A 19,883-nucleotide genomic window follows, 5' to 3' on the forward strand; every position below is an offset into this window, starting at 1 on the left:
GCCCCAAAAAGCCATAAAAAAAGCCGCCTCTTGCGAGGCGGCTTCTTCATTCAACTTGGTAACCGGAGTTATCAGGCAATCAGCTTGTAGATGATACCGGACATGGCGATCAGGCCGATGATGGTCACGAAGCCGTTGCTGATGTTGCCAGCGTATTTGCGCATGGCCGGAACCTTAGTGATGGCGTACATCGGCATCAGGAACAGCAGCATTGCGATGATCGGGCCGCCCAGGTCTTCAATCATGCCGAGGATGCTCGGGTTGATGGTGGCGATGGCCCAGGTGGTCAGGATCATGAACACGGCAGTGACTTTGTTCAGTTGCTTGGTGTCAACGTTCTTGCCCTTCTCGCGCAGCGCCTTGGCCATCAGGCCGTTCATGCCTTCTTGCGCACCCAGGTAGTGACCCAGGAAGGATTTGCTGATGGCAACCATGGCGATCAGTGGAGCCACAGTACCGATAACCGGGTTATCGAAGTGGTTGGCCAGGTAGGACAGAATGGAGATGTTCTGTTCTTTGGCAGCAGCCAGGTCAGCCGGGGAGAGGCTCAGTACGCAGCTGAATACGAAGAACATAACGGTCATTACCATCATGACGTGGGCGCCCAGCAGGATGTTGCTGCACTTCTTCTCGGCACCTTCACCGTAACGACCTTTGTTGTCCACCGCGAAGGAGGAGATGATCGGGGAGTGGTTGAAGGAGAACACCATTACCGGGATAGCCAGCCACAGGGTCTTGATGAAGTCACCGTTGAAGGCGTCGGACAGGGCCGGAGCTTCAGTGATGATGGCACCGTTCCAGTGCGGGATCAGGTAGAACGCCAGACCCATCAGGGTGAGTACGAACGGGAATACCAGCACGCTCATCGCTTTGACGATAACCTGGCCGCCCAGACGAACAACCGCCATCAGACCGAGGATCAGGGCCAGTGACAGAACGGCACGGGGAGGTGCAGACATGCCCAGCTGGTGAACAATCACGCTCTCGACGGTGTTGGTGATGGCGACTGAATACATCAGCACGATCGGGTAGATGGCAAAGAAGTAGAGCAGGGTGATGAATTTGCCTGCGGTCTTGCCGAAGTGCTCTTCTACTACTTCAGTGATGTCGCCATCACGGGTAGAGCCGGACAGCACGAAGCGGGTCAGACCACGGTGAGCAAAGAAAGTCAGCGGCAGCGCCAGGATCAACATGGCAACCAGCGGCCACAGGCCACCTACACCGGCGTTGATTGGCAGGAAGAGCACACCGGCACCGATCGCGGTACCGTACAGACCCAGCATCCAGACCACATCGGCCTTGTTGACGCCGCGGGAGGTGTTGCTGGCTAAACGACCATCAGCTGCAATATTCATGTCAGACATACGTTGTTCCTGTCATCTAGGAAAATGGGATTCTTGTTTGGTCGGGCCTTGGCCCGGTTCCATCTCCCTGGAACGCCTGCTGTCCGTCCTTGATATTAACCTCTCGCCCCCCCGGCAACCTGGCCATCACTCCTTGTGACAACAGGATTGCAACAAACAACAGTGCGAGATTTTGACCCTGAGGGTCGGCGCCCGTCTCAATTAACAACCGATTAACGTGCGCCACTCTTGATGGGCTGACTTTAATTAAATGCCCTTATTAATCACAGCGTTTTTTTGAATTAATCAACCAAAGTTTGATTTTGGTCGCCTTTCGGACGACCAAGATCACACTCAAAGCGCCTTATTGTGAGTTTTTTTTAACAATTCAACTTAGTTTCACTGGAATCAATGGCCTGCGAGCAGCTACATATTTGCAACAAGCCACCCGTTTAGCGCGGATTGTGTGCAGCACGGCCTTGGCGTACCCTTGTGACTCACGCCTTTTTGTTGATTGATGATGACCATTACCCGTACCGATCTCGCCGAACTGGCAGTGTTTGCCGCCGTCGCCCGTCACCGCAGTTTCAGCAAGGCCGCCCTCGAACTCGGGGTCTCCGCCTCCGCCCTCAGCCATAGCCTGAAGGGGCTGGAAGCCCGTCTGGGAGTACGGCTGCTCAACCGCAGCACCCGCGCCGTGGTGCCGACAGAAGCGGGCCAGCGGTTGCTCAAGCAGCTGCTCCCCACCCTCAATACCTTGGAAGAGGCGCTTTGCGAGCTGGCCCGCAACAGCGATGAGCCGGTGGGGCGACTCAAACTCTGCGCCCCCCGCGGCGCCATCGACAGCCTGCTGGCACCTGTGCTGATCGACTATCTGGCCCGTTATCCGCGGATGCAGGTGGAGGTGGTGGAGCAGGAGCTGATGCCCCGGCTGATTGAGGATGGTTACGATGCCGCGCTCTTTTATGGCGATCTGCTGCCCAAGGAGATGATCGGCATCCCCCTCGGCCCGCCCCAACGCTATCTGGTGGTGGGCTCCCCGGCCTATCTGGCGGAGCACGGTACGCCGGAACACCCGAGCGAGCTGAGCCGCCACGCCTGCATCGGCTATCGTCTCACTCCGCACCATCACTATCGCTGGGCCTTTGCCGCCGATGGCACCATGCTGGAGATCGAAGTGACCGGGCCGCTCACCACCAGCACCCCGGCCCTCTATCTGGGCGCCGCCGAGGCGGGGCTGGGACTGGCCTACTGTCTGGAAGAGGAGGTAAGCCAGAAGGTCGCGGAAGGGAAACTGCTCACCGTGCTGGAGCCCTGGTGCCCCACCTTTGCCGGCTTCTATCTCTTCTATCCCAGTCGGCATCAGCTGGGCAGCGGGCTGCGCATCCTGATCGACATGCTCAAGGCCCACTACCAAAACCCCGGATTAATGAGCAATACTCAGCAATTCATCAAGTGAAACCCTGATTATCACCAAATAAGTATTAATCTAGACTAGCTGTTCGATAATCGAACTCCCCGAGAGAACAGATATGTCTGCCTATTTAACACTGCGGCAACGGGCCATGACCCGTCGCTTCTGGGCTTACGCCCTCCCCTCCATTCTTGCCATGCTGGTCTCGGGGGCCTACTACCTCATCGACGGCATCTTCGTCGGCCACTATGTGGGCGCCGCTGGCCTCGCCGGGATCAACCTGGTCTATCCGGTCATCATGGTGCTGATCGGTCTGGCCGCCATGATCAGCATGGGGGCCGCCACCGCCATCTCCTTCCAGCAAGGGGCGAAAAACGACACACTGGCCCGTCAGGCGCTGGTCAACGCCCTCTGGCTGCTGGCCGGTCTTGGGGTAGTTGCGCCGGTGCTGCTCTATTACACCCACACCGATATCCTGCTGGGGCTGGGGATTGAACAGGGCACCGAGACCTGGAAACAGGCGAGTGACTACCTCACCTGGATTGGCGGCGGTACCCTGCTGCTGGCCAGCAATCTGGCGGTTCCCTATCTGCTGCGCAACGATGGCCGCCCGAAACTGGCCATGGTGCTGGTGAGCAGCGGCGCCGTGCTCAATATCATCCTCAACTACATCATGGTGGGTCGGTTGGGGCTGGGACTGATCGGTACTGCGCAAGCCACCCTGATGGCAGAGGGTGCGGTGAGCCTGATCGGTCTTGGCTACTTCTTTACCCCCTGGGCGCGGCTTCGCCTCAGCTGGCGGGATCTGGTACCCAACCTCCCCGCCATGCCGCACCTGCTCTTTACCGGCCTGCCGAGCCTGATTGCCCAGTTCAACCTCGGCCTGCTGCTGATGCTGCACAACAGCCAGCTGATGGTGTATGGCAATGTGAAGGATCTGGCGGGTTTTACCGTGGCCGGTTACACCGAAGCGGTCTTTATCGTCATTCTGCAGGGGCTGGCGTTCGGCATTCAGCCGCTCATCAGCAAGGCGGCAGGGGCCAAGCGCCATCGCAACCTCAAGTACCTGATGGAGATGGGGCTCAAGTTCACTTTTATCTACGGCATGCTGGTGTGGCTCACCATCCAACTGCTGCCGGGACAGGTCGCCATGCTCTATACCGGCGACAAGGATCCCGAACTGCTGGCCGCCGCCATCAGCAGCCTGACCCTCAACCTCGGCGCCATTCCGCTGGAGGGGATCATCATGTTCGGCATCGTGCTGCTGCAATCCATGGCGCGTACCCGTCAGGCGCTGGTCATCTCCATCGCCAAAACCGTGTTGCTGCTGCCGCTCATCTTCCTGCTGCCGCAACTGTGGGGTCGTGATGGCGTGCTGATGGCCCAGCCCGCGACCGTGCTGCTGCTCACCCTGCCGCTCTGCTGGCTGCTGTGGCGCGAGTGGCTGCGCCTGAAGATGGCCTGCGCGCCAAAAGCCAAACACCGCCCACAACCGGCCCGCGCACGCACCGCCGTCCAGCTGGCCCGTTAAGGCCACCAGTCCCGCAAAACAATAAAAAACCGGCATCCATTGATGCCGGTTTTTGCTATATGGGCGGGTCTGCCTGCCCTTACACAAGGATTCAGGCCAGCACTGCTGCCTACACTTATGCCAATACTTCTGGCCTGAGCTGGGCCATCAGCCCCGGGTTGTCGGAGTAATCCACCGGGATCGCCACCACAGCAGGCCCCTCCACCGCCAGCGCGGCCCGCAGGGTGGCACGCAGCTCGTCGGCCGAATGCACCGCGAAACCTGCCGCCCCGAACGACTCGGCATAGCGTTTGAAATCGATGGGGCCAAAAGAGACGCCGGAGGTGCGGCAATACTTCTGCTGCTCCTGCATCGCAACCATGTTGTAGCCGTTATCGACCCAGATGATGTGGACGATATTGCTCTTGAGCCGCACCGCCGTCTCCAGCTCCATGCTCGACTGCATAAAGCTGCCATCCCCCGATACCGAGATCACCTTCTCCCCCGGCCGCACCAGCGCCGCACCGATGGCCCACGGCAGTGCCACCCCCATGGTCTGCTGACCATTGGAGATCAACACCTGACGAGCGCGGAAGCTGTAGAGGTAGCGGGCAATCCAGATATGGAAGCTGCCCATGTCGACGCAGAGTGTCATGTCGTCGCGCACCAGATCCTGCAGTTCGCGCACGATACGCAAGGGGTGAACCGGATTGCCGTGCAGGTCATCGGCCCGCATCGCCAGTCGCAGTCGCTGCTGGCGTACCCCTTGCAGCAACCGATCCACCTCGGGGGGGCGGATTTTCGGATTGCCCATGATGCAGGTCAGCTGCAACAGGTTGGCACGGATCGACCCCACCAGCTCGGCGGTCGGGCAGTAGCTGCTGTCGATATCGGCAGGCAGCACGTCGATATGGAGGATGCGCCGCTCCCGATCGCCATTCCACAGCACGGGGTCGTACTCGATGGGGCTGTAGCCGATGCAGATCACCAGATCGGCCCCTGCCAGCAGTTGATCCCCCGGCTGGTTGTTAAACAGCCCGACCCGTCCGGCAAAGTCATCGAAGTGGCAGCTGTCCACCACCCCGGCGGCCTGATAGGTACCGGTCACCGGCAGCCGCGCCTTGTCGAGGAAGGCGCGCACTGCCTCGGCATTTTCCGGCCGGCTCGCCATCAGGCCGAGCAGCACCACCGGATTCTGGGCGTTGCGCAGCAGGGTCAATGCCTGCTCCATATTCTGTTCATCGGCGCAGCCCGGCTCCGGCACCTCGCGGGGTACCAGCACATTGCCCTGCACCGGCTTGTTGATGATATCCATCGGCAGGCTGACAAAGGCCGCCCCCGGCCGCCCCAGCTCGGCGGCGCGAAAGGCGTTAGCCATCACTTCCGAGATTGCCGCCCCGCTGTTGACCTGGGCACTGAACTTGGTGACCGGACGGCAGAGGTTGACCGTATCCATGCTCTGGTGGGTGAGCTTGAGACCATCGGCACGGCGCACCGCACCGCCCAGCGCCACCATGGGGTCCCCCTCCGAGGTGGCCGTCGCCAACCCGGTAATGAGGTTGGAGCAGCCGGGGCCCGAGGTGACCAGCGCCACCCCCGCCTTGCCGGTGAGGCGTCCCACGGCGGCAGCCATAAAGGCGGCGTTAGCCTCGTGGCGTACCACTATGGTCTCGATGGGGGAGTCCTCCAGCGCATCGAACACCCGGTCAATCTTGGCTCCCGGGATCCCGAACACCTGCTTGACCCCTTGCGCCTCCAGATGACGAACCACCAGCTCGGCACCGCACTTCCACTGTCTGTTTTCCATGTTATTGCTCCTTGTCTATCAGCCTTCGGCGGCTTGAATGGCGCGATCGAGATCGGCGGGGTTGAGGTCGGCCTGCCGGAAAGCGGGATCCGATGGCAGGGCCAGATTGAGGTGACGCACCACAGAAAGCCGCAGGGTGCCGTGGGCCATGGTGTAGTCGAGCAGATGGCCGCCCCCCTTGCGATCGGCGGTGATCATGTGTTCGTGAAAGCCCGCCACATTGACCCCCTGCACGAACGGCGGGCAGCGAAAGCCCACCAGGGTTCCCGCCACCGCGGCAAAGCGGAACAGCGGTTGCTGTTCGATGGCTTCCAGCATGGGGCGATAGGGGGGCTCCTGACGCGGCACGGTACGTACCTTGGCCGTTTCAAACTGGCCATCGAGGCGCAGGGCGACGAAGACGTTGTCGGATCCCACCAGCCGATCCACCCACTGGTGGATCTCGTCACGGCTCAGGGGGTGGTCGAAGCGACGCTCCAGACAGGGGCGAAAATGGGTCATCACCGCGAAGGGGGTCTTCTGATCGGCGCGGGCGGGCCGTGCCGAGCCATCGGAGCGCAACTGGTGGATCTGGCGCTCGAAGGCGATCAGCTCACCATCGAGGTGATTGAAGGTGCCGAGGCCAAAGTCGCCGTGGCGCAGCAGCTCGCTCATGGTGGTCTCCCCTTCGTAGACCCCCGCCAGCAGGGCGCTCATCAGGGAACTCTGGTAGATCTCGCCACCGTCATGCTGCCTGCGCCAGCGGGAAAACTGCTGGCTCACTTCGAGGGCACAGCTGCACCCGGCACTGTCAGATGTTGCAATATGTTCCATTCGGGTTTCACCTCCACCGTGAATCCTGTTAGCGTTCGGATCCAATGGTGACTTGGTTCACATTTCAACACCAATACGCTGATCCCATGACTTTGAGACTCAATCGATATGGAACTTCGTACGCTCCGCTACTTCATGGCCGTTGTTGAAAAGCAGAATTTCACCCGAGCAGCCGAATCACTCAACATGGCCCAGCCGCCCCTGAGCCAGCAGATCCGCAAGCTGGAGGAGACCCTGGGCACCCCGCTGCTGCGTCGTTTGACCCGCAGTGTCGAGCTGACCGAGGCGGGCGAGAGCCTCTATCGGGATGCGGCGCAGATCCTGGCGCTGGCAGATGCGGCAAAACTGAAGGTAAAGCGGATTGCTCGGGGCGAGCAGGGGGCGCTGAGGATCGGCTTCGCCGGTTCCACCGTGCTCCACCCTGCGGTGCTGACCCTGTTGCACGACTATCGGGAGCGCTACCCCGAGGTAGCCCTCAGCCCGCAGGAGGGCACCATGCCGGCACTGGTGGAAGCGCTGCGCAACGATCGGCTGGACGCCGCCATCTTGCGGCTGCCCTGCCGCGGTAGCGAGGGCTTTGCCCATCACCTTATCGAGCAGGAGCCGCTGCTGATCGCCCTGCCGACCAGCCATCCCAAGGCCAAGCCAGGCCCCTTGCCACTGGCCAGCCTGAAGGACGAGAGTTTTATTCTGTTTCCCCACGCCATCGGGCCCGGGCTCTATGACGGCATCGTGGGCCTCTGCCGGGAAGCGGGGTTCGAGCCGATACTGGGGCCCGAATGCCCGCAGGTGATCTCCACCGTCGGCATGGTGCAGGCGGGCTTTGGCGTGACCCTGGTGCCCAGCTCGGTGGCGGCGCTGCGCCCGCTCGGGGTCAGTTATCACCCCATTGAGGGCAACGGCATGATGACCAGCATCAGTCTGGCGACACGGCCACACCCAGGCAGTGCCGTGCTGCGGCACTTTATCGCCCAGATCCGTGCCGCCCAGATACAACAAGGCCTCCCGAAGGAGGCCCTGTTGAACAAGCTTGAACCGGTTTGATGGCCAGCTTGCCTGATGCGACGGCTTATTTGACGGTACTGCTTATTTGACCGTCACCCGGGCAAACTTGCGCTTGCCGACCTGATAGACGGCGGTACCGGCACCGATGAGTGCCTTGCCATCTTCCAGCTTCTCGCCATCCACCTTGACCGCGCCCTGCTTGATCATCCGCAGCGCTTCGGAGGTGGTGGCCACCAGATCGGCCTCTTTCAGCAGGTTGGCAATGGCCAGACCTTCGCCTTCCAGTGCCAGCTCGATTTCCGGCATCTCGTCCGGGATGGCGTTCTTGGAGAAGCGCTGGGTGAAATCTTCGTGGGCCGCTTCAGCCGCCGCTTCGTCGTGATAACGGGCGATGATCTCTTTGGCCAGCCAGATCTTCACATCGCGCGGGTTGAGAGTACCGGCAGCGATGCCTGCCTTGAACTCTTCGATTTCGGCCAGCGGACGGAAGGAGAGCAGCTCGTAGTAGTTCCACATCAGATCGTCGGTGATGGACATGATCTTGCCGAACATCTCGCCCGGAGCGTCGTGGACGCCGATGTAGTTGCCTGCGGACTTGGACATCTTCTTGACGCCATCCAGACCCACCAGCAGCGGCATCATCAGCACACACTGGGTCGCCATGCCGGCATCTTTTTGCAGCTCGCGGCCCATCAGCAGGTTGAACTTCTGGTCGGTACCACCCAGCTCGACGTCCGCCTTCAGCGCGACCGAGTCATAGCCTTGCAGCAGCGGATAGAGGAATTCGTGAATCGCGATGGATTGGCCGCCGGTGTAGCGCTTTTTGAAGTCGTCACGCTCCATCATGCGGGCCACGGTCTGCTTGGCCGCCAGCTTGATCATGCCGGTCGCACCCAGCTCGCTCAGCCAGGTCGAGTTGTACTCGATGCGGGTCTTGGCGGGGTCGAGGATCTTGAACGCCTGCTCGGCATAGGTGAGGGCGTTATGCTTGATAGCCTCTTCGGAGAGCGGCGGACGGGTGGCGTTCTTGCCGGAGGGATCTCCCACCATGGCAGTGAAGTCACCGATCAGCAGGATCACTTCATGGCCCAGATCCTGGAAGGTCTTCAGCTTGTTGAGGATCACGGTATGACCCAGGTGAATGTCGGGGGCGGTCGGGTCCATGCCCAACTTGATGCGCAGCGGGCGCCCTTCCTTCAACTTGGCGACAAGTTCTTCTTCAACCAGAATTTCTTCCGCTCCGCGCTTGATCTCGGCTAGCGCCACCTCGAGCTGGGACATTTTTTGACTCTCCATCACGATTCCACAGGGCCAAACATATTACTGGAATGGCGGGCCAATTGGAAAGGCTGTAAAATCCGTCCATTCTGCCCGACTTCATCTGCTTCTCATGGTTATTTGGCACGCCTTCAACGCACTCCCCCACTGGCACCGCAAGATGGTGCTGATCTTGAGCATCATGATCATGATGCTGGCTGCCTGGCCAAGCGAACAGGCAGTAGCAACACGGGTCGATGAAAACGGCAACGAGATTGCCCTGAGGGAACCGGCTAACGACAACGCGCTAAACGACGATCTGCCAGCCGAGGCCGCCCAGCCTGTCACCCCGCCCAAGCCTCGCTACATCACCAAGCAGGTGAAGGTACGCCGTGGCGACAACATGGGAGTCATCTTCCAGCGCATCGGCCTGAGCACCACGGATCTGCACCTGATCGATCAGCTCGAGGGCAGCGATCCCCTGCGGATGCTGCAACCGGGGCAGGAGCTCACCTTCAAGCTGACCGAAGATGGCCAGTTGCACAGCCTCTATTACCCCCACAGTCTGGAGCAGGCGCTCAAGGTGAGCCGCAAGGAGGAGACCTTTGTCGCTCGCAACGTCAAGATCGCCCTCGACACCCGCGAACAGGTGAGCAAAGGCGAGATCCGCTCCAGCTTCTGGGGCGCAGCGGTGGATGCGGGGATGACCGAAGATCAGATCATGGACTTGGCCGCCATCTTCGGCTGGGATATCGACTTTGCCCAGGACTTGCAGCCGGGAGACAGCTTCCGGGTGGTCTATGAAGACAAGTTCCGCGACGACGAGCGGGTCGCCTCCGGCGATATTCTGGCGGCCGAGTTCGTCAACCAGGGCACCGCCTACCGCGCCGTGCTCAATGAAGATGGCAACTACTACACCCCGGAAGGCAAAGCGATGCGCAAGAGCTTCCTGCGCGCGCCGGTCAACTTCAAATACATCAGCTCCAACTTCAACCCGCGCCGCCTCCATCCGGTGACCGGCAAGATCCGCCCCCATAACGGCATCGACTATGTGGCGCCGGTGGGCACCCCCATCATGGCAGCGGGCTCCGGCAGCGTGGTGGCCGCCGGTTACAACCAGTTCAACGGCAACTACGTCTTTATCAAGCATGCCGGCAACTATGTGACCAAGTACCTGCACCTCTCCAAGCGCACCGTCAACAAGGGGCAGCGGGTGAAGCAGGGGCAGACCATCGGTACTCTGGGTGGCACCGGCCGCGTCACCGGCCCGCACCTGCACTACGAATTCGTGGTGGGCGGCATTCACAAGAACCCGCGCACCCTCACCCTGCCGCAGGCAGAGACTCTGAGCGGACGCGAGCTGGCCAACTTCAAAAAGCTGGCGATGCCGCAACTGGCCAAGCTCGACAACCCCGAGCTGCAGCTGGCCCAGAACAAGCGGGATAGTCGCGGCAACTAAGTCATCTGTGCTGGCAGGGTGAAGGCCCTGCCAGCCCCTTTTATTGAACCCGCGCCAGGCAATCAGATTGAAATGAGTCCACTTTCGAACATAAGATGAGATGGAACACCGGGAGCGGCATGTGGCACGGAAGCAAGGGCTTATCTATCCTGTTTCTCTCACTCTTTTTCCGGTCCGCATTGAGGATGCAACATGGTTGAGCGTTATATCGGTCTGATGTCAAAGACCACGCCATGTGGCATGGGATGAAAGCCGTTCCCCTCTTCACCCTCTCTGCACACCGTATTTTCGAACAGCAATGTAAGGAGACACCATGGCTGAGCGCTATATCGGTCTGATGTCGGGAACCAGCATGGACGGCATTGATGCCGTGCTGGTGATGATCGCCGGGGATGAACTGCGGGTCGAAGCGGCGCTTTGTCACCCCTGGCCGCAAGAGACCGCACGCACGCTGCATGCCCTCTGCACCCCGGGCGACAACGAAATCGACCGCATGGGGGTGGCCGATAATCTGGTGGCGCGAGAGTTTGCCGCCGCCACCCACGCGCTGCTGGCCAAGGCGAAGCTTGAGCCCAAAGATATTCGCGCTATCGGCAGCCACGGCCAGACCATCCGCCATCGCCCCCAGCTTGGCTTTACCCTGCAGATCGGCAACGCCGCCCTGCTGGCCGCCCTGACCGGCATCGACGTTATCGCCGATTTTCGCACCATGGATATGGCCCTCGGCGGTCAGGGGGCGCCGCTGGTGCCCGCCTTCCATCAAGCGCTGTTTGCCAAACCCGGCGCCCTGCGAGTGGTACTGAACCTCGGCGGCATCGCCAATATCTCGGTGCTGCCGGGCAATCCGGGCGGGGTATATGGTTTTGATACCGGCCCGGCCAACACCCTGCTCGATGGCTGGTATCGCCGCCATCAGCCCCACGGCGGCAGCTATGACGCCGGTGGCAAATGGGCCGCCAGTGGCAAGCCCATCCCGGCCCTGCTGGAAAAACTGCTGGCTCACCCCTACTTCGCAACCCCCGCCCCCAAGAGCACCGGACGGGAGATGTTTACCCTCGATTGGCTCGATGGGGAGCTGGCAGGCACTTCATACGCCCCCGTGGATGTGCAGCGCACCCTGCAGGCGCTCACCTGCCACAGCATCGCCCGCCAACTGCCCGCCCGGCCCGAGTCAGTCGGTGCCAGCCAGCCGAAAGCCGAGCTGTTTGTCTGCGGCGGCGGTGCCCATAACGCCCCCTTGCTGAAGGAGCTGGCCAGCCTGCTGCCTGCATGGCGCATCGCCAGCACCGCCGAGCTGGGCCTTGCCCCCGACTGGGTGGAAGGCGCTGCCTTTGCCTGGCTGGCCATGTGCTTTGTTCACCGCAAGCCGGGCAACCTGCCCGCCGTCACCGGCGCCAGCCGTCCGGCTGTACTGGGTGCACTTTATCCCGCCTGAGTGATGACAAGGGGGCTGCGGATCAGTGTGCCCCCTTGAACAGACGCACAACCTGTTGCCGGATCGGTGCAAACAGCGGGGGCTTTGGCGGCTCCAGATTGATATGGCGCCGCCCGGCACGAGTTTCACAGCGAAGCAGATTCTGGATGTAGTTATGGTGGGAGCGATGGATCAGCTGTGAGGCTTGATACGCCCACTGTCTGGGCACGCCCCACAGGGTGCTGGCAATCGCACCGACGATGCAGAAGAAAGCGGGCTCCTGAATTCCCATCCGGCTGGCATTCTCCAGCGCCTCCTTGAGCGAGTTGGAGTGGGCAATACAGGTCATGATATTGACCATGAAGGCGTCGTAATCATCCTCCCCCCCCTTGCCAACGCGCGCTGTCAGGGTCGCCGCGGGCTGATAACCAAACTGATGGCCGATATTTTCCAACACCGTATTCCGCTGGCGGATCACCTTGCCATAAAACATCAGCATCACCATGCAGTCGATCGCCTTGCACAGCGCCTCGTAGTGGGGATGGCTCTTCTTGGGACGCGGCGCCGTGGCGAGGGCCAGCTCTTCAGAGATGGCCAGCAGGCCCACAGGTACGGCGGTGCTGACAAACGAGAGATCAATCGACAGCTCCAGCCCCTCCTCCCCTTCTATGCGGGCCACAATGACATGCTCGCCAAACAGCCGACGCTGGCGCTCGATAAAGGCGCCAAAGACCAGATCACGAAACTGCTTTTGCGGATAAGGGGTATCGAGCAGGCTCTCGATGGTCATGATGGCGGCGGATACCCGGCCGCGCAGTCGGTAATCGGCAGGAATGGGAAAACTCTTTCCCAGGCGAGGAGGTAACCGCTGCCCAGATGTTTGACAATACATATCGCCCAGAACGAAACCCAGCATAAATCCTCCACTGTCAGGTAATGATGATCGCGATGCGATCTCGCTTGCCAATCCTGGGCAATGGCCTGCCGGTGCATCGATGCTCTCCGTCAGGGCTCCTTGATTACCTTATTAATCATACGATTAATAGCGATTGAAAAAAGCGACCTGACTCGCAATCACGCCACTAATTAACAGTTTCATCAAGAAACCATAAAAAGCGGTCGATAAATCCATTTTTTGACGAATTTCCCTTTAAAAACAGAACATTGAACTTTATTCCTGCGAAATCACCTGAGCTGTTCCCGAGCCCTGAAAACCATCCCAATCATCACAACCAGCCACAGATAAGAGGGAGATCAGACAAAGCCGCAAAAAGTGGAAAAAGCGATGACGCGGGGCAACCCCACCCATCGGGGGATGCAACCGGCGTGAAGAGACGCGTATTGCCACCACCGCCCCTCATCCAGCGCCACCTCTCATCCAGCACCACAGCTCCCGCACACCGTCACGCCAACGCCATGCTCCCAACTCCTGTGCAGCAGGAGCAGATCCGCCGTGCAAATTCATGGCATAGAATTTTATGGCGCTAATAACAGATCCAGGCTGCCAGCAAGGCGTCATCGAGTATGCCGGAATAATCGTTAACAGAGAGGAATGCAAAAGCCGTGAATTATATTCCAGAGGTATCTTTAATAAGGTGGATATGCATATTAACGGGAGTTTTCATAGCCCCTTAAAAGAGCTGAAAACAGATATCCATGCACCATAATATGCATTATTTGCACATCAGCGCATAATATTAACCCTTTATTCACACGCCAATATCCCGAAGAGGGGGAGAGCAAACCCAGTCAGGGCAAGGCTGTTCGCCGGTTCGGCACCATTTGCGCACGAATTGGCTACGATTTCGGGTGAATTGAATAGCAATATGATTAAATTTGCGCCCATTGAGCCATCTCATAGAAATGCAATCAGCGGTTTGCAACCCCTGATAGCCACTCATAGAATCGCAGCGTCTGAAATATCTACCCTGTCCTCTCTTCCCTTATTCCTCTCAGTAATTGAGTGGATCACAAATAATAACCGGGGATGCCGCCGCTGGCGCAGTGGCCGTGGCGCACAACAAGATGGGGTAAACCTGTACCTGAATGAACAACAAATATTAAAAAGAGGCATATCTATGAGTGGCACCATCATCAAGTCAGCAAGAAATACCCCCCATGCACCCCAGGATCTGGGCCCCAGCACCCAAACGGTGGCGTTTTCTCATTACAACAATATCTCCGCCCAGCTGCCGGTCGATCCCGCCACCGGCAAGATGGTGAGTGGCGATGTCACCGCGCATGCCAGACAGTGCCTGAGCAACCTCAAGGCAATCATCGAGAGCATCGGCCATGTGATGGACGATATGGTCAAAGCGACCATCTTCCTGAAAGAGATGGCGGATCTTGAGGCGGTCAACGCCGTCTATCGCGAATTCTTCCCGGGCTATCTGCCGACCCGCACCACCCTCGCCGTCGCCGCCCTGCCGCTGGGCGCGCTTGTGCAGATCGATGCCATCATCTCCAACGGCGAAGGCACCTTCCCGCAAGATCCTTGCCCGCTGGTGAAGCTCGCCCGCAACAGTGACAAGGCGCCGCACAATCCGTTCTCCACCCATACCGTGGCCTTCTCCCACTACAACAATATCGGCGCCCAGCTGCCGGTCGAGGCCGCCTCGGGCCAGCTGGTTGCCGGTGGCATCAAGGAGCAGGCGGGCCAGTGCCTGCGCAATATCAAGGCGGTGCTGGAGAGCATCGACGTGCCGTTTGACGATATCGTCAAGGTCACCGTCTATCTGACCGATCTGGCAGATCTGGAGGCCGTCAACGAGGTCTACACCACCTTCTTCCCCGACTCCGCCATCGCCCGCGCCGTGGCCTATCTGCCTGCCCGCTCGGTAGTCAGTGCCGCCGCTCTGCCCATGGGGGCACGGGTGCAGATGGATGCGGTCATCTCCCACGGTGACGGCACCCCGCCACAACTGGTGGAAGACCGTCACAATCTGGTGATCCGTGCCCGCAATACCGACAAGGCACCGCGCAGCCCCTTGCACACACAGACCGTCGCCTTCTCCCACTACAACCATCTCTCTGCCCAACTGCCGATTGACCCCGCAACCGGCAAGATCCTGGCTGGCTGCATCAAGGAGCAGACCGCCCAGTGCCTGAGCAATATCAAGGCGATTGTGGAGAGCATCGGCCATGTGATGGACGATATCGTCAAGGTCAATATCCAGCTCGCCAATATCGCGGATCTGGATGCGGTCAACGCCGTCTACACCAAATACTTCCCGGGTTATCTGCCTGCCCGCACCGTGATTGGCGTGAGCGAGCTGCCCGCTGGCGCCCTGGTGCAAATGGATGCGGTGATGTCCAACGCCGAAAGCACCCCGCCGCAGGCGTAAAGGTTGCGGAAATAAAAAAGAGACCGGCTATATGCCGGTCTCTTTTTACATGCCAGACAAAGGGATAGCCCCTCAGCCCTCGATATCGCGGTTCCTGATCGCCACTCTGACCGCCTCTGCGGTAGTGGCCACCCCCAGTCGACGGCGAGCACTTCGCAGATGGTTCTCGACCGTGCGCACCGAAAGCTTCAGGGTGGTGGCGATATCGGCATGGCGCCAACCCCGGGAGACCCACTCCAGCACTTCGCGCTCGTGCCCAGTGAGGCCACGCTCGTGACCCGCTACCGGCATCTCCATCAGGCGACGAGCTGCATGAAAAGCCGCCGCGATCAGCGCAAGGCCAACCCGAGTGTGGGCACTGGCATCGATCTGATCGCCGCCAAAGCTCATCGCCCCTTCCAGTCCCAACGGCCCATAGACGGGAACCTGCAAGCCATGTCGGCCAGGCCCCTCAGGCTGGCGAACGATACGGTATTGCTCGCCAGCAGCGCCAACCGTTTTGCTCCAGAAGAAGGGCTGGTCTCGCTCCCTGATATGCATCGCCATCGGGCACTCGCGCATATAGGCATGCAGGTCGACCGCCTCGCCGCTCTCCAGCCACTCCCCCTCCAGCCAGTAGAGATGCTCGACCACCCCCTCCTCGCTGGCACTGATGGAGAAGAGCGCAAAGCGGTGATACCCCAGCGGGGTGGCAAAGGCGCGCACCAGTTGCTGGATCTCCTCCAGCCGCTGGCACCCTTCCAGCGCCACCGCGACCTGCAACGCATTCGCTGGCGATGACGACAACCTCATCGCTTGGCAACCGCCTCCAGCAAGGTGGTGGCGGCCAGCTTGCCGAGGTTATTGCCCGCTAGCGGGCTGTCACCGGTCAGCAGATTGCGATCCCGGCACACCTCTCCCGAGATGCCGTTGTTGACGATCTCAAAGCCAATCTCTTTGAGCTTCTCGCCAAACTTCCAGGTGAGGTGGCCCGGCATATAGCCAATTGCCGGGGTCTGGGCATCCAGCTCATCGGGGAAGGCGCAGATCTTGTAGCCCGCGAAGGTCTCTGGATTGGCCACCGCCAGCAACGCAGCAGGCCCGTGACAGAGGGAGATGATGAAGCGATCGTTGGCCATCGCCCACTCCAGCAGCGCTTTCACCTCGGCACTCTGCGGCAGCCCCATCAGGGCGCCGTGCCCGCCGGGAATAAAGACGCCGATATAGTCCGAGTCGGCAGCCAGCGCCTCTTTCAGCAGGTCGGCCAGCTTGGCAGGTTGGCGGAACTGCGCCTGATATTTGCCATAGAGCCCCAGCACCTCTTCATCTTCGCCGGGCATGGCCCACCACTCGAACTTGACCGGATTGCCGGAGAGGGTGGCCACGTCAAAGGCAAAGCCCGCCTTGTCGAGGTGATACATGGGCAGCAGGGTTTCGACCGGATGGTTGCCGGTGGAAAACAGGGTGCCGTTGTCGGTGGGCAGATAACGCTCATCGGCCCCGATCAGCAGGATCTTCCAGCGCCCCTCCCGATAGGGAGCGGGATAGTCGGCCCCGGCAAGGTCAGATTTGCGCGAGGTGAACTGGCTCAGGGAGTAGGGCGATGGGAAGAAGGCATTCTGCTCTGCCGGATCCGGGGTCGGTTGTTTATCGTCAACAAGCATGTCAGTCATGGGTCAGGCTCCAGTAGTGGTGGACTCGGTCTCACAGTATTGACTGTCAGAGACCAAGTAAATGAGGGTTTTCCCTCAACCGCCATGACTATGGCAAGAGGTGTGACCACGCTGCGACAAAACCTGAACAGAATCCCCGCCAGACTTAGGCCATCGCGGCAAATGCCCTGACGATGGCATCCATGACCGCTCTGACCCGCGCGGCATGTTGCACATCCTGATGGGTCACCAGCCACACATCGTAGGATTGCTGTAACTGCCGCTCGGGCCAGACCCGCACCAACCCGGCTTGCTCGGCGAGTGGAACCGCCACCTCGCCAAGCCCCAGCCCCATCAACAGGGCCTGACGCAGCATCAGGCTGGTATTGACCCCCGCGGCGACCGTGGCCCCCTCGGCCGCCTCTTCGAGCATCATGGGGGATCGCGCGCTCTGCCAGTGGGGCTCATACACCACCAGCGAATGGCCCGTAAAACCGGTGCCCGCTTCGGGTATGCCATGGCGAGCCAGATAGTCGGCGGAGGCATACAACCCGACCGGCCAGGAGGCCAGCTTGCGGATAATCAGGTCGGGATTGTCCGGCTTCACCGTCCGGATCGCGATATCCGCTTCCCGCAGGGACAGATTGACCACCTGGGTCGAGGTATTGAGGATGACCCTGATATCGGGATAACGCTGATGCAGCTCGGTCAGGGCCGGTATCAGAAAATCCATCCCCAGGGTGTCTGTGGTCGCCACACTGACCTCCCCGACCAGGCGGTTGTCGACCCCTTGCGCCGCCCGCACAAAATCAATGGCCGCCAGCTCCATCTGCTGGGCGCTGGCCAGCACTATCTCTCCGACATGGGTCAGCGCATACCCCTTGGATGTACGGAGAAACAGCGTGGCCGCCAAACGATGCTCCAGTGCGGCAATCCGCCTGCCAATGGTGGCCTGATCGACCCCGACCACACGGGCGGCGCCCCTCAGGCTCCCTTCCCGATGCAACGCCAGAAAAATTTTCGCATCATCCCAGTTCATCACGACTCCCGGTTGAAATGCATTTTTGCATTACAGGTGAGGGATAATACTGCGTTTATTCATCAGCAATCTCCACTATCTTGGTGCTCATCCCACTCGGGGAACCTCATATCACCTCGTTACAAGGAGCCGCTGATGCATAACGCCTATTCCATTCCCGCCACCATGAGCGCGGTAGAGATTACCCAGCCAGGTGGCCCCGATGTCTTGCAACTGACCACCCGCGCCACACCCAAGCCCAAGCCGGATGAGGTCTTGATCCGGCACTATGCAACCGGCATCAATGGGCCGGATGTGATGCAGCGCAAAGGGCTCTACCCGCCTCCGGCAGGGGCATCGGATATTCCCGGGCTGGAGGTCGCCGGGGTCGTGGTCGCCAAGGGGGAGCAGGTGACCCATCTCAAGATTGGCGACAAGGTCGCCGCGCTGATTTCGGGTGGCGGCTATGCCGAGTACAGCGTCGCCCACCAGAGCAATGTCCTGCCCCTGCCGCCCGGATTGAGCTTTGTCGAAGCCGCGGCACTGCCGGAAACCTTTATGACGGTCTGGTCAAATATGTTTGAACGGGGCCAGTTTAAAAAAGGGGACATTATCTTGATCCATGGCGGCGCCTCCGGCATCGGCACGACCGCCACCATGCTGGCCAAGGCATTTGGCGCCGCCAAAATCATCACCACGGTCGGCTCACCCGAGCAGCAGGCCGCCAGCATCAAGCTGGGCGCGGATGTGGCCGTACTCTACAAGGAGGAAGATTTTGTCGAGGCAGTGCATGCCGCCACCGATGGCCATGGCGCCGACATCATTCTCGATATCATTGGCGGGGAGTATGTCGCGCGCAACTATGCCGCCGCCGCCATCAATGGCCGCATAGTACAGATCGGCATTATTGCGGGCGCCGCCCCCAATCTGGATCTGTTTCCCATGCTGCAAAAGCGGCTGACCCATATCGGATCCACCCTGCGCTCGCGTACTCCGCAAGAAAAAGCCGAACTGATTGCCCAGTTGCAAACTCATGTCTGGCCATTTATCGAACGCGGTGAGGTCAAACCGCAGGTTTACCAGACCTTCCCGCTGCATGAGGCCGCCGCCGCCCACCATTTGCTGGATTCAGGCCGTCATATTGGCAAGCTGGTGTTAACCATGGCACCCTTGTCGTCAGATTGATAAGGCCCATCGTGGAGCAGGCCGAGGTGGATGCGGTGATATCCAACGCGGAAAGTACCCCGCCGCAGGCGTAAGGGTTGCAGAAATAAAAAAGAGACCGGCTATATGCCGGTCTCTTTTTAGGTAATAGGATGGACATTATTTTTATGGCAACGTCTAAAAAACGCGAACGTCCGATTACGCTTCGCTAATCGAACCTACTGGCTAGTTTTTTCCAAACAATGCCACTTCTAACTCATCGCTTTTTAATCTATTTTTTACTGACACATCTTTTCTCATTGCCATTATAACCAATGTAAAATCTTTATAAGATTCTGCTGAACTAAGCTGCTGGTGTTTACATAAAAAATCACTAACACTTCTTACTACTTGATCACTGCCCAAAAGCACTACTCTACTTTTAGAACTTACGAGTTTTTTATGTCGTTCACCATCAACACTTCTATTGCCACTATTGGATGAACTGGCAATTTCAGAGACTACATTAACAAAATCCAAGTATGCTTGAGTTCTAACCTCTTCTTCCTTTTTTGATCTTTCATTCAAACGACCTAGCTTATATTGCACAAGCGCACTCGCTAATACACTAACCACTCCTATACATGCCACAATTAAACTTGTATCCAAAGCTTCTCCCCAGTGAGAAATTCACTTTCTAAAATTAATTATTAAAGTCAACCCAT

At 59.4% G+C, this 19,883-nt stretch carries 16 protein-coding genes; 7 read left to right on the forward strand and 9 right to left on the reverse strand.

Annotated features, from left to right (window positions below; translation table 11 throughout):
• Positions 1-71 precede the first annotated feature (71 nt).
• On the reverse strand, positions 72-1,364 hold the full coding sequence (locus OKC43_RS10025) for an HAAAP family serine/threonine permease (RefSeq protein ID WP_005338498.1): 1,293 nt from the start codon (positions 1,362-1,364) through the stop codon (positions 72-74).
• A gap of 499 nt (positions 1,365-1,863) precedes the next feature.
• Between OKC43_RS10025 and OKC43_RS10030 the strand changes: the two genes are divergently transcribed.
• A complete protein-coding gene (locus tag OKC43_RS10030; RefSeq protein ID WP_064338523.1) occupies positions 1,864-2,802 on the forward strand; it encodes a LysR family transcriptional regulator in 939 nt (312 codons plus the stop codon).
• A 73-nt stretch (positions 2,803-2,875) separates the two neighbouring features.
• Positions 2,876-4,288: an MATE family efflux transporter gene (locus OKC43_RS10035; protein WP_236271891.1), complete on the forward strand. Its 1,413-nt coding sequence runs from the start codon at positions 2,876-2,878 to the stop codon at positions 4,286-4,288.
• 115 nt (positions 4,289-4,403) lie between these two features.
• On the opposite strand, the gene alsS is transcribed toward OKC43_RS10035, so the two are convergent.
• Together alsS and budA are read right to left on the reverse strand one after the other, a co-directional pair.
• Positions 4,404-6,074, reverse strand: a complete 1,671-nt coding sequence (alsS, locus tag OKC43_RS10040; protein WP_236271890.1) for an acetolactate synthase AlsS — start codon at positions 6,072-6,074, stop codon at positions 4,404-4,406.
• Between the two features lie 18 nt (positions 6,075-6,092).
• Entirely contained in the window at positions 6,093-6,887 is a 795-nt protein-coding gene (gene budA / locus OKC43_RS10045; protein ID WP_005338506.1) for an acetolactate decarboxylase, read from the reverse strand.
• A 108-nt stretch (positions 6,888-6,995) separates the two neighbouring features.
• Between budA and OKC43_RS10050 the strand changes: the two genes are divergently transcribed.
• Positions 6,996-7,931, forward strand: a complete 936-nt coding sequence (locus OKC43_RS10050; protein WP_139410007.1) for a LysR family transcriptional regulator — start codon at positions 6,996-6,998, stop codon at positions 7,929-7,931.
• Between the two features lie 42 nt (positions 7,932-7,973).
• Here OKC43_RS10050 and tyrS read toward each other — a convergent pair whose 3' ends face one another.
• On the reverse strand, positions 7,974-9,173 hold the full coding sequence (gene tyrS, locus OKC43_RS10055) for a tyrosine--tRNA ligase (RefSeq protein ID WP_005347884.1): 1,200 nt from the start codon (positions 9,171-9,173) through the stop codon (positions 7,974-7,976).
• A 109-nt stretch (positions 9,174-9,282) separates the two neighbouring features.
• Here tyrS and OKC43_RS10060 point away from each other — a divergent pair, with 109 nt between their 5' ends.
• Positions 9,283-10,608, forward strand: a complete 1,326-nt coding sequence (locus OKC43_RS10060) for a peptidoglycan DD-metalloendopeptidase family protein (protein WP_103251486.1) — start codon at positions 9,283-9,285, stop codon at positions 10,606-10,608.
• 313 nt (positions 10,609-10,921) lie between these two features.
• Positions 10,922-12,043, forward strand: coding sequence for an anhydro-N-acetylmuramic acid kinase (locus tag OKC43_RS10065; protein WP_236271888.1), 1,122 nt, complete (start codon positions 10,922-10,924; stop codon positions 12,041-12,043).
• A 22-nt stretch (positions 12,044-12,065) separates the two neighbouring features.
• On the opposite strand, the gene OKC43_RS10070 is transcribed toward OKC43_RS10065, so the two are convergent.
• Positions 12,066-12,938, reverse strand: a complete 873-nt coding sequence (locus tag OKC43_RS10070; RefSeq protein WP_236271887.1) for a hypothetical protein — start codon at positions 12,936-12,938, stop codon at positions 12,066-12,068.
• A gap of 1,162 nt (positions 12,939-14,100) precedes the next feature.
• On the opposite strand from OKC43_RS10070, the gene OKC43_RS10075 reads away from it, so the two are divergent.
• Positions 14,101-15,366 (forward strand): RidA family protein, encoded by a 1,266-nt coding sequence (locus tag OKC43_RS10075; protein WP_236271886.1) that lies wholly within the window; start codon positions 14,101-14,103, stop codon positions 15,364-15,366.
• A gap of 72 nt (positions 15,367-15,438) precedes the next feature.
• Here OKC43_RS10075 and OKC43_RS10080 read toward each other — a convergent pair whose 3' ends face one another.
• From OKC43_RS10080 to OKC43_RS10090, 3 genes are all read right to left on the reverse strand, one after another.
• Positions 15,439-16,158, reverse strand: coding sequence for a PA1136 family autoinducer-binding transcriptional regulator (locus OKC43_RS10080; RefSeq protein WP_236271885.1), 720 nt, complete (start codon positions 16,156-16,158; stop codon positions 15,439-15,441).
• On the reverse strand, positions 16,155-17,018 hold the full coding sequence (hchA, locus tag OKC43_RS10085; protein ID WP_064341753.1) for a glyoxalase III HchA: 864 nt from the start codon (positions 17,016-17,018) through the stop codon (positions 16,155-16,157). The genes OKC43_RS10080 and hchA overlap by 4 nt, the downstream gene beginning before the upstream one ends.
• Before the next feature lie 145 nt (positions 17,019-17,163).
• A complete protein-coding gene (locus tag OKC43_RS10090) occupies positions 17,164-18,036 on the reverse strand; it encodes a LysR family transcriptional regulator (protein ID WP_236271884.1) in 873 nt (290 codons plus the stop codon).
• Between the two features lie 135 nt (positions 18,037-18,171).
• On the opposite strand from OKC43_RS10090, the gene OKC43_RS10095 reads away from it, so the two are divergent.
• Positions 18,172-19,200, forward strand: coding sequence for an NAD(P)H-quinone oxidoreductase (locus OKC43_RS10095; RefSeq protein ID WP_236271883.1), 1,029 nt, complete (start codon positions 18,172-18,174; stop codon positions 19,198-19,200).
• 204 nt (positions 19,201-19,404) lie between these two features.
• On the opposite strand, the gene OKC43_RS10100 is transcribed toward OKC43_RS10095, so the two are convergent.
• Positions 19,405-19,827 carry a hypothetical protein gene (locus OKC43_RS10100; RefSeq protein ID WP_236271882.1) on the reverse strand — a complete coding sequence of 141 codons (423 nt, stop codon included), beginning with the start codon at positions 19,825-19,827 and terminating at the stop codon, positions 19,405-19,407.
• Between the last annotated feature and the right edge of the window lie 56 nt (positions 19,828-19,883).

The sequence above is a fragment of the Aeromonas sp. Y289-2 genome (assembly GCF_027705925.1).
Taxonomy (GTDB): Bacteria; Pseudomonadota; Gammaproteobacteria; order Enterobacterales; family Aeromonadaceae; genus Aeromonas; species Aeromonas veronii.

What these genes read in the sequence shown, in the direction of transcription:
- OKC43_RS10080 (WP_236271885.1), bottom strand. Translation starts at nt 16,158, where the DNA reads ATGAGGTTGTCGTCATCGCCAGCGAATGCGTTGCAGGTCGCGGTGGCG.
- OKC43_RS10075 (WP_236271886.1), top strand. Translation starts at nt 14,101, where the DNA reads ATGAGTGGCACCATCATCAAGTCAGCAAGAAATACCCCCCATGCACCC.
- OKC43_RS10060 (WP_103251486.1), top strand. Translation starts at nt 9,283, where the DNA reads ATGGTTATTTGGCACGCCTTCAACGCACTCCCCCACTGGCACCGCAAG.
- OKC43_RS10050 (WP_139410007.1), top strand. Translation starts at nt 6,996, where the DNA reads ATGGAACTTCGTACGCTCCGCTACTTCATGGCCGTTGTTGAAAAGCAG.
- OKC43_RS10025 (WP_005338498.1), bottom strand. Translation starts at nt 1,364, where the DNA reads ATGTCTGACATGAATATTGCAGCTGATGGTCGTTTAGCCAGCAACACC.
- tyrS (WP_005347884.1), bottom strand. Translation starts at nt 9,173, where the DNA reads ATGTCCCAGCTCGAGGTGGCGCTAGCCGAGATCAAGCGCGGAGCGGAA.
- OKC43_RS10030 (WP_064338523.1), top strand. Translation starts at nt 1,864, where the DNA reads ATGACCATTACCCGTACCGATCTCGCCGAACTGGCAGTGTTTGCCGCC.
- OKC43_RS10065 (WP_236271888.1), top strand. Translation starts at nt 10,922, where the DNA reads ATGGCTGAGCGCTATATCGGTCTGATGTCGGGAACCAGCATGGACGGC.
- OKC43_RS10090 (WP_236271884.1), bottom strand. Translation starts at nt 18,036, where the DNA reads ATGAACTGGGATGATGCGAAAATTTTTCTGGCGTTGCATCGGGAAGGG.
- OKC43_RS10095 (WP_236271883.1), top strand. Translation starts at nt 18,172, where the DNA reads ATGCATAACGCCTATTCCATTCCCGCCACCATGAGCGCGGTAGAGATT.
- OKC43_RS10070 (WP_236271887.1), bottom strand. Translation starts at nt 12,938, where the DNA reads ATGCTGGGTTTCGTTCTGGGCGATATGTATTGTCAAACATCTGGGCAG.
- hchA (WP_064341753.1), bottom strand. Translation starts at nt 17,018, where the DNA reads ATGACTGACATGCTTGTTGACGATAAACAACCGACCCCGGATCCGGCA.
- OKC43_RS10035 (WP_236271891.1), top strand. Translation starts at nt 2,876, where the DNA reads ATGTCTGCCTATTTAACACTGCGGCAACGGGCCATGACCCGTCGCTTC.
- budA (WP_005338506.1), bottom strand. Translation starts at nt 6,887, where the DNA reads ATGGAACATATTGCAACATCTGACAGTGCCGGGTGCAGCTGTGCCCTC.
- alsS (WP_236271890.1), bottom strand. Translation starts at nt 6,074, where the DNA reads ATGGAAAACAGACAGTGGAAGTGCGGTGCCGAGCTGGTGGTTCGTCAT.